The organism is Variovorax sp. V213, from assembly GCF_041154455.1.
In the GTDB taxonomy this organism is placed as follows: Bacteria; Pseudomonadota; Gammaproteobacteria; order Burkholderiales; family Burkholderiaceae_C; genus Variovorax.
In genome coordinates this window covers 804,657-817,549 of the sequence record NZ_AP028664.1, presented here as the reverse complement: position 1 = coordinate 817,549, position 12,893 = coordinate 804,657, and the positions used below count along the sequence as shown (strand labels likewise).

Here is a 12,893-nt window from a genome sequence, read left to right as displayed (position 1 = left end):
ATCAGCGGAGGTAGTGGTCGACGAGCAATGCCGCGAACAGCACGCTCAGGTGAATCAGCGAAAACCGGAAGGTCTTGCGCGCCAGCATGTCGGAGTAGTTGCGCCAGAGCGCAAAGGCGTAGCCCGTGAAACCGATGCTCACGCCCACCGCCACCGCCAGGTAGAGCCAGCCGCTCATGCCGTAGATGAAAGGCATCAGGCAAGCCGCGAACAGGATGAAGGTATAGAGCAGCACCTGCAGTCGCGTGAACTCGTTGCCGTGCGTGACGGGCAGCATCGGCAGGCCGGCCTTGCGGTAGTCCTCGACGCGGTAGAGCGCCAACGCCCAGAAGTGCGGCGGCGTCCACAGGAAGATGATGAGGAACAGGATCAGTGCTTCCGGCCCCACGTCACCCGTCATCGCAGCCCAGCCCAGCACCGGCGGCATGGCGCCCGAGGCGCCGCCGATCACGATGTTCTGCGGCGTCAGCGGCTTGAGAATGACGGTGTAGATCACCGCATAGCCGACGAAGGTGGCAAAAGTGAGCCACATGGTGAGCGGATTGACCTTGAACCACAGCAGCGCCGAGCCGGCCACGCACAGCAGGGCCGAAAACACCAGCGCCTGCAGGTCGCTGAGCTGCCCGCGTGCCGTGGGGCGCCAGGCGGTGCGCTTCATCTTGGCGTCGATGCCCTTCTCGACCAGGCAGTTGAACGCCGCCGCCGCCCCCGCCACCAGCCAGATGCCGATGCAGGCCAGCACGGCGCGCTGCACGTCGGTCCACGTGGGCAGGCCCGGCACGGCCAGCACCATGCCGATGAGGGCGCAGAAAACGATCAGCTGCACCACGCGCGGCTTGGTCAGCGCGTAGAACTGGCGCAGCACGTTGGCGGTGCTTGTCTGCTGCACGGAAATCGGCGTGCTCACGCGGCGGCCTCCCTCTGGTTGTTATGTGGGGCGCCGGGCGCCTTGTCTCTGTCGTGGGCGACTGCGGCGGCGGCCCCGCGGCGGCTCTCGCACAGCGCCCAGGTCAGCACCACGGCCAGCGCCGCGGCGCCGCCGGTGTGCAGCACCGCGGCCACGAGCGGCCAGCCGAGCAGCACGTTGCCCAGGCCGGTGGCGAGCTGCAGCAACGCCAGCCCCGCGAGCCAGCGGGCCTGCGGCCGCAGCGGTGCGGTGCGGCGCAGCTGCCAGGCGAGCACGCCCAGCGCGGCGAACACGGCGTAGGCCATCAGCCGATGCGCGTAGTGAATGGCGGTGAGCGCCGAAAAATCGAGCGGTGCACCGTTGCCGGTCAGGCCCAGATGGCGCCAGATTTCGAAGCCCTGCGCAAAATTCATCGGCGGCCACCAGCTGCCCTGGCAGGTCGGGAACTGGGTGCAGGCCAGCACGGCATAGTTGGTGCTGACCCAGCCGCCGAGCGCGATCTGCAGCAGGAGCAAGGCCGAGGTCGCGAGCAGGCCATTGCGCAGCGCCGGCGACACGGCCGTGGGCAGGCGGTCCGCGGCGGCCTGCCGGTAGCGCACCGCCTGGATGCACAACAGCACCAGCAGCACCACGGCCCCCAAGAGGTGCAGCGTGACGATGGCGGGAAACAGCTTCCAGGTCACCGTCAGCGCACCGAATGCGCCTTGCAGGCAAACCCAGACCAGCGTGAACGCCGGCCACCAAGCGCTGAGCGTCGCGTGCTCGCCCTTCGCCGGCACGGGCAGGCGGCGCTGGCGCCACCGCACGATCCAGGTGGCACCCGCGAGCGCGAGGATGAGCACGCCGACGCCGGTGGCCAGGTAGCGGTGGACCATTTCGACCCAGGCCTTGCTGTGCGTGACCGGGCCGGTCGGCTGGGCCGACTGCGCCATGGCGATCTCGTGGCTGGCGCCGACCGGGCTCGCGTTGCCGTAGCAGCCCGGCCAGTCGGGGCAGCCCAGGCCCGAATCGGTGAGCCGGGTGAAGGCACCGAACAGCGTGAGGTCGAAGGTGAGGAAAAGCGTCAGCACCGTGAGCGCGTGCAGCCGGCGCGCCGGCCCGGCACCCGCGTTGCGGCGCCACACCCACGCCAGCGGGCCGAGCGCGATCAGCACGCCAGCCGCCATCAGCCAGGCGATGGGGGTCAGGTCGTAGAGCGAGCCGGTGTCCATCATGCAATCTCAGCGGCCGGGCTCGTCCCAGGAGGCGGAGGCGCGCAGCAGGCGGTCGAGGTCGCGCTTGGCGCGGCTCGCGCCCTTGGCGTCCATGCGGGCCGGAAAACGCATCATCCAGTTGCCCATGGGATCGACCACAAACAGGTGCTCGGCCAGTCCGTGGCCGGGAACAGGCGCGAGCCACTTGGCGAGCTGCTCGGCGGGCACGCGCAGCACGGTGGCACCACGCAGGCCGTTGTCCAGCCGCGGCGGAATGGGCGCCGCGTCGCTCACGAGCCAGACGCGGTCGAGCCGGTCTTTCTCCCGACCCAGGCTTTCGCGCAACTGGCGCTGCAGGTACAGCTGCTGCTCGCAGAGGGCGTCGCAGGCCGCATCGGCCACCGCAACCAGCAGCCACTGTCCCTTGAGCGTGGAAAAGTCGACCGGCGCGCCATTGCGATCGGTCGCGGCAAGCACGGGTAGCGTGCGTTGCGGATCGATGAGTTCGCCGTAGGCGCTGCGCCCCTCGGGCCGGATCACGTAGTAGGTGAAGTACGAGGCGATGACGGGCGCGGCGCACATCAGCATCACTGCAATCATCTTCCAGCGCCCGACGGCCGTGCGGCGGCCCTCGGCACCGTCGAGCGCCTGGTTGGGCGACGGCATCGAATGCACCGTCAGGCCCAGCGGTTCGTCAGAGGCTGCTTGCATCGCGTGCGCGGCGCCTCGAGCGGCGGAAGGGGGCAATGAATTGAAACCAGACATAGAGGATTACCACGAGGACCGAGAGCCCGAACCACTGGAATGCATAGCCGTAGTGCTTCTCCAGACCCAGAGCGGGGGCCGGCCAGTCGCGCTGCAACCCCTCGGAAGCCGGGCCGATCTGCTGCAGCGACACATCGGTTCGCAGCGGCAGCTTGGTTTCGGCGCGGAACGCTTCCAGGTCGAGATTCTGCCGGATGGGCGAAGACCCCGCGGATTCCGGTGCCGAGGCGGCCGGCGCCGGCTTGCCGAGTTCGAACAAATGGCCGGGCGGCGGTTCGATCAGGCCGGTGACTTCGACGATGCCCGGCGGGGTGTCGACCACGCCCAGCTGCGTGCGGTCATTGAAATTGCGCTGCACCCAGCCGCGCTGCACCATCACGGTCTGGTCGCTGCCTTCCAGGGCAAAAGGCGTCAGCACGTAAAAGCCCGGCACGCCATGCATCTGCCGGTTGTCCAGGTAAACAGTCTGCGGGCTCAGCCAGAGGCCGCGCAGCCGCACCGGCCGATGCAGTTCGCCGGCCGGCGCCTCGAGCGCCAGGAAGTCGGCCTGCGCGAGTGGCGGCTTCTGCTTCTGCGATTCGATCTCGGCCTGCAGCGCCTCCTTCTGCGCCGCACGCGAGAGCTGCCAGCGGCCCAGCGACACCGTGGCGGACACGGTCATCATGGCGGCCAGCGTGACCAGCAGGAAACGGCCTCGCTTCGGCCTCGCCCTGGCGGGGTGAAGAGGCTCTGGCGTCACTGGAGCGGATGAGGCGTGCGGCCGATAATCGGAATCATGAAATATTTCGTCGCCCTGGCTTTCGTGGGCATCTTCGCGAGCCTTGCCTTCGCGCTCTTCTACATGCTGAAAGACGGGCGCAACGGACGCGCCAAAAGCGGCGGCATGGCGCGCGCGCTCACCTTTCGGATCGGCATCTCCGTGTTTTTGTTCCTCTGCATGCTGCTGGCCTGGAAATTCGGCTACATCCAGCCCACCGGGCTCCCGGTCGGCAAGTAGATGGTGCTCGTTCCACGAGAACCATGAAAAAGGCGCCTTCCGGCGCCTTTTTGTCTGCATGCCGCGGGGTTCGCTCAAAGCCAGTAAACCAGTGTGTAAAGGCCGAGCCACACCACGTCCACGAAGTGCCAGTACCAGGCCGCGCCTTCGAAGCCGAAATGGCGCTCCGGCGTGAAGTGGCCCTTTTGCAGGCGCAGCGTGATGAACAGCAGCATCAGCATGCCGATGAACACGTGCATGCCGTGGAAACCGGTCAGCATGAAGAAGGTCGAGCCGTAGGCGCCGGAGCTGAGCTTGAGGTTCAGGTCGGTGTACAGGTGGTGGTATTCGTAGCCCTGCACGCCCAGGAACAGCAGGCCGAGCAGCACGGTGAGCCACATGAAGCGGATGGTCTGGGCACGATGGCCGGCACGCAGCGCGTGGTGGGCAATGGTGAGCGTGACGCCCGAGCTCAGCAGGAGCGCGGTGTTGATCGTGGGCAGCCAGAACGGGCCGACGGTCTGGAACGGCTCGACGATGTCGGCCGGCGAACCGGTGGCGCCGGCGGCAAGGCTGGGCCAGACGGCCTTGAAGTCGGGCCAGAGCATCGCGTTGTCGAGGCTGCCGAGCGCCGGCAGCGAATGGGTGCGGGTCCACCACAGCGCGGTGAAGAAGGCGCCGAAGAACATCACTTCGGAGAAGATGAACCAGCTCATGCTCCAGCGGAACGAGAGATCGACCTTGTGGCCGTACCGGCCGCTTTCGCTCTCGCCGATGGCGGTGCGGAACCACACGAACAGCGTGGCAAGCCACCCGATCATGCCGAGCAGCAAGGACCATGCGCCCCACTGGTGGCCGTTGATCCATTGGCCCGCGCCCAGAATCACGAAGAACAGGCCGGTCGCGGCCATGACCGGATAGGCCGATGGCCCCGGCACGAAGTAGTAGGGCGTGGTGCCGTGGGTGGTTGAACTCATATCAGCTCCTGGCTTTCTTTCTTCTCTCGATTCGATGGGTTCTGGATGTCGCGGGCCACGTGGATCGCGCTCAGTGCGCAACCACGTAGCGCACCAGCAGCACCAGGCCGACGATGAAAACGATGACCGCGGCAAAAGCCACCGCGATGATGTGCAGCGGATTCAGCTTGGCCAGGTCGTCCTGGTAGGCGCTTTTCTTGCGCACCCCGAAGAACGACCAGCAGACGGCCTTCACCGTGTCCCACAGCGTGGCCTTGGGCGGCGTGTTCGGGGCGGTCACGAACGGGGCTCATGGGCAGCATTCGAAACGGCGGCCACCGGGGCCGCGGGCGTCTTGCCGCCAACCTCGAAGAAGGTGTACGACAGGGTGATCGTCTTCACGTCCTTGGAGATCTTGGGGTCGATCACGAAGGCGACGGGCCACTGCTTCTTCTCGCCCGGGTCGAGCGTGTACTGGTTGAAGCAGAAGCACTCGAGCTTGTTGAAGTACGGCGCGGCCTGCTGCGGCGCATAGCTTGGAATGGCCTGCGCCGCCATGCGGCGGTTCTGCACGTTCTGGAACTCGTACATCACGGTGTTGAGCTGCCCGGGGTGCACCTGGATCGTCCGCTCGGCGGGCTTGAAGTCCCAGAGTCCGCCGCGCACGTTGGAGTCGAACTCGACCGTGATGGTGCGCGTGGTGTCGACCTGCGTGTTGTCGGGCACGCGCACGTTCTTGCCGCCGCTCGCGCCGCCCGGCACCTCGAGTTCGCTGAGCGCGAGGATGTTGATGCCGGTCATCTCGCAGATGGCGCGATAGAGCGGCACCAGGGCATAGCCGAACGCGAACATGCCACAGGCCACCACGGCCAGCTTGCCGACCATGCGGACATTGGCGCGCTTGATGCGTTGACCGAGGCTCATGCGGGCGGCTCCGTTCGCGGCTGCTTCAGCGTCCGCTGAACCAGATCATGCGGACCAGGAATCCGAGGAAGAACAGCACGGCGATGGAGGCCAGCGTGAGCCCCATGCGTCGGTTGTTCCTTCTTTGTTCGGGCGTGGTCATCGTGGTCATGCGGGTCGGAGGCGGGAAGCGCTCAGCCGATCACCTTGGTGGCGGTCGCGTCGAGCTTGGGCGGGTTCTCGAAGGTGTGGAAAGGCGCCGGCGACGGCACTTCCCACTCGAGGCCTTCAGCGGCTTCCCAGGGCTTTTGCGGTGCCTTCTCGCCCTTGCCGAGCATGTTCGGCAACACGATGAAGAAGAAGAAATAGACCTGGGCGAGACCGAATGCGAACGCGCCGATCGACGCCACGGCGTTGAAGTCGGCAAACTGCATCGGGTAGTCGGCATAGCGGCGCGGCATGCCGGCCAAGCCCAGGAAGTGCATCGGGAAGAAGGTGACGTTGAAAGAGATCAGCGACCACCAGAAGTGAAGCTTGCCGCGCGCTTCGTTGTACATCACGCCCGTCCACTTGGGCGCCCAGTAGTAATAGCCCGCGAACATGGCATAGAGCGAGCCGGCCACCAGCACGTAGTGGAAGTGGGCCACGACGTAGTAGGTGTCCTGAAGCTGGATGTCGATCGGGGCAATGGCCAGGATGAGGCCGGTGAAGCCGCCCATCGTGAACACGAAGATGAAGCCGACCGCGAACAGCATCGGGGTCTCGAAGGTCATCGAGCCCTGCCACATGGTGGCAATCCAGTTGAAGATCTTCACGGCCGTGGGCACCGCGATCAGCATGGTCGCGTACATGAAGAACAGCTGGCCCGTGACCGGCATGCCGGTCGTGAACATGTGGTGCGCCCAGACGATGAACGACAGGATCGCGATCGACGAGGTGGCGTACACCATCGAGGCATAGCCGAAGAGCCGCTTGCGCGAGAACGCCGGCACGATCTGGCTGATGATGCCGAAGGCCGGCAAGATCATGATGTAGACCTCGGGGTGGCCGAAGAACCAGAAGATGTGCTGGTACATCACCGGGTCGCCGCCGCCGGCGGGGTTGAAGAAGCTGGTGCCGAAGTGGCGGTCGGTCAGCGTCATGGTGATGGCGCCTGCGAGCACGGGCATCACGGCAATCAGCAGGTAGGCGGTGATGAGCCAGGTCCAGCAGAACATCGGCATCTTCATCAGCGTCATGCCGGGGGCGCGCATGTTCAGGATGGTGACGATGATGTTGATCGAGCCCATGATCGACGACGCGCCCATGATGTGCATCGCGAAGATGCCGGCGTCCATCGAGGGGCCCATCTGCAGCGTGAGCGGCGCGTAGAGCGTCCAGCCCGCAGCCGGTGCGCCGCCGGGCATGAAGAACGAACCCACGAGCATCAGCGCCGCGGGGATCAGCAGCCAGAAGCTGAAGTTGTTCATGCGCGCGAACGCCATGTCGGATGCGCCGATCTGCAGCGGGATCATCCAGTTCGCGAAGCCCACGAACGCCGGCATGATGGCGCCGAACACCATGATCAGGCCGTGCATGGTGGTGAACTGGTTGAACAGCTCGGGGTTCACCAGTTGCAGGCCGGGCTGGAACAGCTCGGCGCGGATCATCAGCGCGAGCACGCCGCCCACCATCAGCATCGTGAAGCTGAACAGCAGGTAGAGCGTGCCGATGTCCTTGTGGTTGGTGGCGAACACCCAGCGGCGCCAGCCGGTGGGCGCTGCGTGGTGCTCGTCGTGTGCGTGGCCGTCGTGGGCGTGACCGTGGGGGTCGAGGACTGCACTCATTTCGTTGTTCCTTGCAATTTCTTCGTCGCGGGGCGCTTGGGCTCGATCTTCACGATCACTTGCCGCGCAAGGCCAGAACTTCGGCCGGCTGCACCAGCTGACCCGTCTTGTTCGACCAGCTGTTCTTTGTATAGGTGGCGACTGCCGCGAGGTCGGTGTCGCTCAGCTGCTTCCAGGAGGGCATCGCGCCATTGTTCTGGCCGTTGAGCAGCACCTGCAGCTGCACCTTGTGGTCGGCGTCGACCACCTTGGGGCTGGCATCCAGCGGCTTGATCGGGCCTGCGCCCTTGCCGTTGGCCTGGTGGCAGGCCGCGCAGTTGGCTGCATAGACCTTCTCGCCACGCGTCATCATGTCGGGCAGGGCCCAGACCTTGCCCGGATCGTCGAGCTTGGCTGCGGCTTCCTTGCGCTTGCCATCGACCCAGGCCGTGTAGTCGGCGGCCGAGACCACCTTCACGTGGATGGGCATGTAGGCGTGCTCCTTGCCGCAGAGCTCCTGGCACTGGCCGTAGTAGTCGCCCACGGTTTCAGCGCGGAACCAGGTGTCGCGCACGAAGCCGGGAACCGCGTCCTGCTTGATGCCGAGCTGCGGCACGGCAAACGCGTGGATCACGTCGTTGGCGGTGGTGATGATGCGGACCTTCTTCTGGACCGGCACCACCAGCGGGTTGTCGACCTTGAAGAGGTAGTCGTCGGGCATCGTGCCCTTGGCGCCGGCGTCGGACATGGCGCGCTGCGAGCTGTCGAGCGTGGAGATGAAGGCCAGGCCCTCGCCTTCGCCGTTCAGGTAGTCGTAGCCCCACTTCCACTGGTAGCCGGTGGTCTTGATGGTGAGGTCGGCGTTGGTGGTGTCCTTCTGGGCCACCAGCACCTTGGTGGCGGGCAGCGCCATCACGATCACGATGAGGAAGGGCACGATGGTCCAGATGACCTCGACCACCACCGATTCATGGAAGTTGGCCGCCTTGTGGCCGACCGACTTGCGGTGCTTCCAGATCGAATAGAACATGACCGCGAACACGGCAACGAAGATGACCGTGCACAGGATCATCATCACCGTGTGCAGGAAGTGCTGTTCCTGCGCAATCTTGGTGACACCAAGCGGAAGGTTCAGCTGGCGCACCGAGGGCCCGCCGGGCAGATCGTTGACTGCGTGCGCCGCGCCGCTGAAAGCCGCGCCGGCCGCCAGCAACAGATTCGCCGGCCTGTACTTATTGCGCCAAATGCTCTTCATCGTGTTCACGTTTCTCAATTTTTTCAACAAACCCAACCGTGCAGCGCCGCGTGAGCCCTCAGGCGCCACGCAACGCCATGCGAATCTCGCGCGCCAGTGCGGCTCGCAACTCCGGGCGTACATAGCGCCCCACCCTGACCGATCGACCCTGACCCGAGACCTCGATCAGCGAACGATCGCCGGCCTGCGGTTCGACCCGCACCTGGTGCGGTAAAAATTCCGTGCGCTCGTAGTCTCCACCGTTCTCGAGCTCTACCACCAGCCGGCCGCCCTGCAGCGCGATCTTCTCTCCATCGGTCGCGTGCCGTGCGTACAGCATGAACGCGAAACCCACCGCGGCCAGTTCGAGCCAGGCGAAGGGCAGCACCAGCGGCGCACCGTGCAGCCAGAAGACCGTACCGATACCGAGCGATACCACGCACAGCGAGGCGTAGAGCCAGCCCAGCTGGCTCGGCGTCACCGAGCAGTTCCGCTTCAGGAACCATTGGATGCTCTGGCCTGAAACGGTGGCAAAACGAAACACGGAATTCGACACGGGCGAGTTCAGCAAATCGGTGCGTCGACGACCAACCAACCCCTTGTCCCCACAGGATCGGACGGACCTCGTTCGCGGAACAGCACCCGCGAGTTTCACGCAACGGCGGATTGTAGCGGGTAGACACAGGCGGCCGCCCACCGGATGCGCAGCTTGCGTAGCCCGGCGTTCATTCGATAACCTCCGCGCTGCGCGCTACGATCTTCGCGTTGGGAGCGGCCCGGCGGCTCAAGCGCCGGGCCGGCCGCGCTGGAGCATCGAGCGCATCTCGCGCAGCGACACCGCGCTCTCGGCCGAAAGCGCCACGCGCGGCGCCGGCTTGAAGGCGTGCCCGTAGATGACTTCGAAGGTCAGCGCGATGCGCCCGCCGCCCGCTTCGGCCGGCGCCAGCTCGGGCAGCGCATGCTTCAGCGCCTGGTGCCACGCCCTGCCGCGAAGCGCCGGGAAGCGCGCCGGATGCAGGTTGCGGCCCAGCGTGCGCAGTTCGGCCAGTGCCGCCTCGGGCGTTGCCCAGGTAAGCACGATGCGTTCCATGTCCATCACGGGTTCGGCGAAGCCGGCATGCACCAGCATGTCACCCCAGTCGTGCATGTCGGTGTACTCGTGGCCCGCGGCCGGCCAGCCCAGGCGGGCGTGCAGCGCCCGCAGCTCGCGGACCGTGTCGGGGCCGAGGCACGAGAACATCAGGAAGCCGTCCGTTGCCACCAGCCGATGCCAGCGGGTAATGAGCGCCTCGGGGTCGGCGGCCATGTGCAGCGACATGTTGGCCCAGAGCAGGTCCACGCCGTCTTCCGGCGGCGCATCGAAGCGCGCCTTGCCGCCCTGCCAGCGGCGCGCGCTCCACCAGGGCGCCGCCAGCGCCTCGCCGGCCGCGGCGGCGAGCGCCGGTTCGGGTTCGATCACGAAGCAGCCGGCCTCGCGGTAGCGCCGGGCCACGAGTTCGTGCGCCTCGAGGCCGCCGCGCAGGGGCGCCCAGTCGGCCCAGGTGCGGGGCTGCGCCTTGATCCATTGGAGCCGGTCTTCCATGCGGCGGCCGATTTCCTCGTGCAGCCAGGGCGAGCCGGCGGCAGGCGCGAGCCGGCTCCAGCGTGCAGCCGCCGTGGGGTCGATGGTCGGCGGTCTTCTTGCGGGGTCGGTGGCCATGGGGCCGTGAGTATATTGAGCCTATGTTCAGCCGTTGGGCCGGTCGGCCTTTGACCTCTCTGCTTGCACGGCTGCCCAGCCAGTGCGAAGTGTGCCGCGCCTGGCCATCGCGGCGGGTTTGCGACGCCTGCGTGGCCCGCTTCGCGCCGCCGGCAGCACGCTGCGAAAGCTGCGCCCTGCCGGTCCCGGACGGCGTTGTCCGGTGCGGCGAATGCGTGGGCGAGCCGCCACCGCTCGACGCCTGCCTTGCGGCATGCAGCTATGCGTGGCCATGGCCCGACTGCATCGCCCAGTTCAAATTCCGCGGCGAGGCCGGCTGGGCCGGCCCGCTGGCCACGCTGATGCGCAGCGTGCCCTGGGTGGAACCGGCCCTGGAGCAGTGCGACGCCGTGCTGCCGATGCCGATGGCGCCCGCCCGGCTGCGCGAGCGCGGCTTCAACCAGGCGCTCGAACTGGCGCGCCGGCTGGCGTCCGCCAAGACCGACGCCACGCTGCTGCTGCGCACCCGCGACACGCCGGCGCAGATCGGCCTCGCGCGCGCCGAGCGCCTTCGCAACCTGCAGGGCGCCTTTGCGGTGGAGCCCTTGCGCGCGGGCCAGCTGCCGGGCCGCCGCGTCGTGCTGGTCGACGACGTGATGACCACGGGCGCCTCGCTGTTCTCGGCGGCCGCGGTGCTGCGGCTGGCCGGCGCGGCCCATGTCACCGCCGTCGTGTTCGCGCGCACCGATCCGCCGCGTTGAGCGGTGCGCGCCGCCGCGACAATCGGCGCATGTTCCATATCGTTCTGGTCCACCCCGAAATCCCGCCGAACACGGGCAACGTGATCCGTCTCGCGGCCAACACCGGCTGCGCGCTGCACCTGGTCGAGCCTCTGGGTTTCTCGATGGACGACCGCCTGCTGCGCCGCGCCGGGCTCGACTATCACGAATACGCCGAGGTCAAGCGCCATGCGAACTGGCAGGCCCTGCTCGACACCGAAAAGCCGGCTGCCGAGCGCATGTTCGCGCTCACCACGCGCGGCACGCGGGCCGTGCACGACGTGCGCTTTCAGCCCGGCGACTGGCTGGTGTTCGGCTCGGAAACCAGCGGGCTGCCGCCTGCGGTGCGCGAGGGCTTTGCCGAGCCGCAGCGCCTGCGGTTGCCGATGCGCGAGGGGCAGCGCAGCCTGAATCTTTCGAACGCGGTGGCTGTGACCGTCTTCGAAGCCTGGCGGCAAAACGGATTCGGCTGAGCGGCTGCGCTCCGGCGCCGCGGCTGGCGGCGAATTTCAGCGGTAGCGGCGCACTACCGATTCGGCCACGCAAGCGGGCTTGGCCGCGCCTTCGAGCTCGATCGTGACTTCCCAGGTCATCTGCAGGCCGTCGTCGGCGATCGGTTCCGCCGTGAGGAGCTTCATGCGCGCGCGCAGCCGCTTGCCCACCGGCACGGGCGACATGAAGCGCACCCGGTTGAGCCCGTAGTTCACGCCCATGCGCGACTCGACCACGTCGAAAGCGGTCTCGTAGAAGCGCGGCAGCAGCGACAGCGTCAGGAAGCCGTGGGCGATCGGCCCGCCGAAAGGGCCGGCCTTGGCGCGCTCGACGTCGACGTGAATCCACTGGTGGTCGCCCGTGGCCTCGGCAAACTGGTTCACCTGCTCCTGCGTGACGGTGATCCAGTCGCTCACGGCAACTTCCTGGCCGACGCAGGCGGCAAGATCCTGAAGAGTCTGGAAGGTCTTTTTGGTCATGCGGGGCATTCTGGTGCCAAGCGCGTCGCCGCGGCTGTCGGGCTTGCGACAAGCAGGCTCAGGGAAAACCGGGAGATCAGGCTTCCAGCCATTCGCAGATCGGCTGCCACTGCGCCAGGTCGCGCTGGACACGGCCCGGCGCGATGTCGAACAGCGTGAGCCCGCGCGCCGCGAGCTGCACGTAGTTCTGCGTGTCGCGCAGTTCGCCCAGCACCGGCACGCCCAGGCTGGCGATGAACTCGTTCAGCCGGTCTGCCGCCAGGGTGCGGGCGTTCACGCGCATGCCCACGAGGCTGATTCTGGTTTTTTCGGCGCGGCGATGTTCCATCAGCCGGTCGAGGAAGTCGCGCGTGGCGTAGATGTCGAAGATGCTCGGCTGCAGCGGCACGATCACCCGGTCGGCCAACGCCAGCACCTCCTTGAAGCGCCGTCCGTGCAGGCCGGCCGGCGTGTCGAGCACGGCATGCGTGGTGCCGCGCGGCGGCCGCACCACAGCGCCGTCGCCGGTGGCTTCCCAGGTGGCGATGGGCCGCGCCTGCGGCGGGCGCAGGCCGAGCCAGAGGCGCGAGGACTGCTGGCGGTCCACGTCGCCCAGCATCACGGCATGGCCACGGCTCGCAAAATAGCCCGCGATGTTCGTCGCGAGCGTCGATTTGCCCACGCCACCCTTGGGATTGGCGACCAGAACCACCGGCATGAAGTTCTCCTCCAGAACTGGAACAGCCG

Annotated in this window: 17 protein-coding genes; 3 read left to right on the top strand and 14 right to left on the bottom strand. The window is 67.0% G+C overall.

Going from position 1 to position 12,893, the window contains the following annotated elements; translation table 11 throughout:
* Nucleotide 1: 1 nt before the first annotated feature.
* The 4 genes from cyoE to ACAM55_RS03940 are packed head-to-tail and all read right to left on the bottom strand — an operon-like array spanning nucleotide 2 to nucleotide 3,604.
* Nucleotides 2-907, bottom strand: a complete 906-nt coding sequence (cyoE, locus tag ACAM55_RS03955) for a heme o synthase (RefSeq protein WP_369654768.1) — start codon at nucleotides 905-907, stop codon at nucleotides 2-4.
* Nucleotides 904-2,121, bottom strand: a complete 1,218-nt coding sequence (locus tag ACAM55_RS03950; RefSeq protein WP_369654767.1) for a heme A synthase — start codon at nucleotides 2,119-2,121, stop codon at nucleotides 904-906. Before ACAM55_RS03950 ends, cyoE begins: the two co-directional genes overlap by 4 nt.
* A 6-nt stretch (nucleotides 2,122-2,127) precedes the next feature.
* Nucleotides 2,128-2,811, bottom strand: a complete 684-nt coding sequence (locus ACAM55_RS03945; RefSeq protein ID WP_369654766.1) for a hypothetical protein — start codon at nucleotides 2,809-2,811, stop codon at nucleotides 2,128-2,130.
* On the bottom strand, nucleotides 2,795-3,604 hold the full coding sequence (locus tag ACAM55_RS03940) for an SURF1 family protein (protein ID WP_369654765.1): 810 nt from the start codon (nucleotides 3,602-3,604) through the stop codon (nucleotides 2,795-2,797). Before ACAM55_RS03940 ends, ACAM55_RS03945 begins: the two co-directional genes overlap by 17 nt.
* Nucleotides 3,605-3,640: 36 nt before the next feature.
* Here ACAM55_RS03940 and ACAM55_RS03935 point away from each other — a divergent pair, with 36 nt between their 5' ends.
* Complete coding sequence (locus ACAM55_RS03935) at nucleotides 3,641-3,862, top strand: twin transmembrane helix small protein (protein WP_175543248.1); 222 nt, start codon at nucleotides 3,641-3,643, stop codon at nucleotides 3,860-3,862.
* A gap of 74 nt (nucleotides 3,863-3,936) precedes the next feature.
* Here the strand turns inward: ACAM55_RS03935 and ACAM55_RS03930 are convergent, their stop codons facing one another.
* From ACAM55_RS03930 to ACAM55_RS03895, 8 genes are all read right to left on the bottom strand, one after another.
* Entirely contained in the window at nucleotides 3,937-4,818 is an 882-nt protein-coding gene (locus ACAM55_RS03930) for a cytochrome c oxidase subunit 3 (RefSeq protein ID WP_369654764.1), read from the bottom strand.
* A gap of 70 nt (nucleotides 4,819-4,888) precedes the next feature.
* On the bottom strand, nucleotides 4,889-5,098 hold the full coding sequence (locus ACAM55_RS03925) for a DUF2970 domain-containing protein (RefSeq protein WP_369654763.1): 210 nt from the start codon (nucleotides 5,096-5,098) through the stop codon (nucleotides 4,889-4,891).
* Nucleotides 5,095-5,721, bottom strand: coding sequence for a cytochrome c oxidase assembly protein (locus ACAM55_RS03920; RefSeq protein ID WP_093016629.1), 627 nt, complete (start codon nucleotides 5,719-5,721; stop codon nucleotides 5,095-5,097). The genes ACAM55_RS03925 and ACAM55_RS03920 overlap by 4 nt, the downstream gene beginning before the upstream one ends.
* Nucleotides 5,722-5,746: 25 nt before the next feature.
* Nucleotides 5,747-5,863, bottom strand: coding sequence for a cytochrome oxidase small assembly protein (locus ACAM55_RS03915; protein ID WP_354401267.1), 117 nt, complete (start codon nucleotides 5,861-5,863; stop codon nucleotides 5,747-5,749).
* A gap of 31 nt (nucleotides 5,864-5,894) precedes the next feature.
* Nucleotides 5,895-7,526 (bottom strand): cytochrome c oxidase subunit I, encoded by a 1,632-nt coding sequence (ctaD, locus tag ACAM55_RS03910; protein WP_093016631.1) that lies wholly within the window; start codon nucleotides 7,524-7,526, stop codon nucleotides 5,895-5,897.
* Between the two features lie 55 nt (nucleotides 7,527-7,581).
* Nucleotides 7,582-8,760, bottom strand: coding sequence for a cytochrome c oxidase subunit II (gene coxB / locus ACAM55_RS03905; RefSeq protein WP_369654762.1), 1,179 nt, complete (start codon nucleotides 8,758-8,760; stop codon nucleotides 7,582-7,584).
* A 58-nt stretch (nucleotides 8,761-8,818) separates the two neighbouring features.
* Entirely contained in the window at nucleotides 8,819-9,295 is a 477-nt protein-coding gene (locus ACAM55_RS03900; protein WP_369654761.1) for a DUF2244 domain-containing protein, read from the bottom strand.
* Between the two features lie 228 nt (nucleotides 9,296-9,523).
* Nucleotides 9,524-10,438 (bottom strand): biotin synthase, encoded by a 915-nt coding sequence (locus tag ACAM55_RS03895; RefSeq protein WP_369654760.1) that lies wholly within the window; start codon nucleotides 10,436-10,438, stop codon nucleotides 9,524-9,526.
* A 23-nt stretch (nucleotides 10,439-10,461) separates the two neighbouring features.
* Here ACAM55_RS03895 and ACAM55_RS03890 point away from each other — a divergent pair, with 23 nt between their 5' ends.
* Both ACAM55_RS03890 and trmL read left to right on the top strand, forming a co-directional pair.
* Complete coding sequence (locus tag ACAM55_RS03890) at nucleotides 10,462-11,178, top strand: ComF family protein (protein ID WP_369654759.1); 717 nt, start codon at nucleotides 10,462-10,464, stop codon at nucleotides 11,176-11,178.
* Between the two features lie 29 nt (nucleotides 11,179-11,207).
* Nucleotides 11,208-11,669, top strand: coding sequence for a tRNA (uridine(34)/cytosine(34)/5-carboxymethylaminomethyluridine(34)-2'-O)-methyltransferase TrmL (gene trmL, locus ACAM55_RS03885; RefSeq protein WP_369654758.1), 462 nt, complete (start codon nucleotides 11,208-11,210; stop codon nucleotides 11,667-11,669).
* 36 nt (nucleotides 11,670-11,705) lie between these two features.
* Here the strand turns inward: trmL and ACAM55_RS03880 are convergent, their stop codons facing one another.
* Entirely contained in the window at nucleotides 11,706-12,176 is a 471-nt protein-coding gene (locus ACAM55_RS03880) for a MaoC family dehydratase (RefSeq protein ID WP_369654757.1), read from the bottom strand.
* Nucleotides 12,177-12,243: 67 nt separating this feature from the next.
* On the bottom strand, nucleotides 12,244-12,864 hold the full coding sequence (locus tag ACAM55_RS03875) for a ParA family protein (RefSeq protein WP_369654756.1): 621 nt from the start codon (nucleotides 12,862-12,864) through the stop codon (nucleotides 12,244-12,246).
* Between the last annotated feature and the right edge of the window lie 29 nt (nucleotides 12,865-12,893).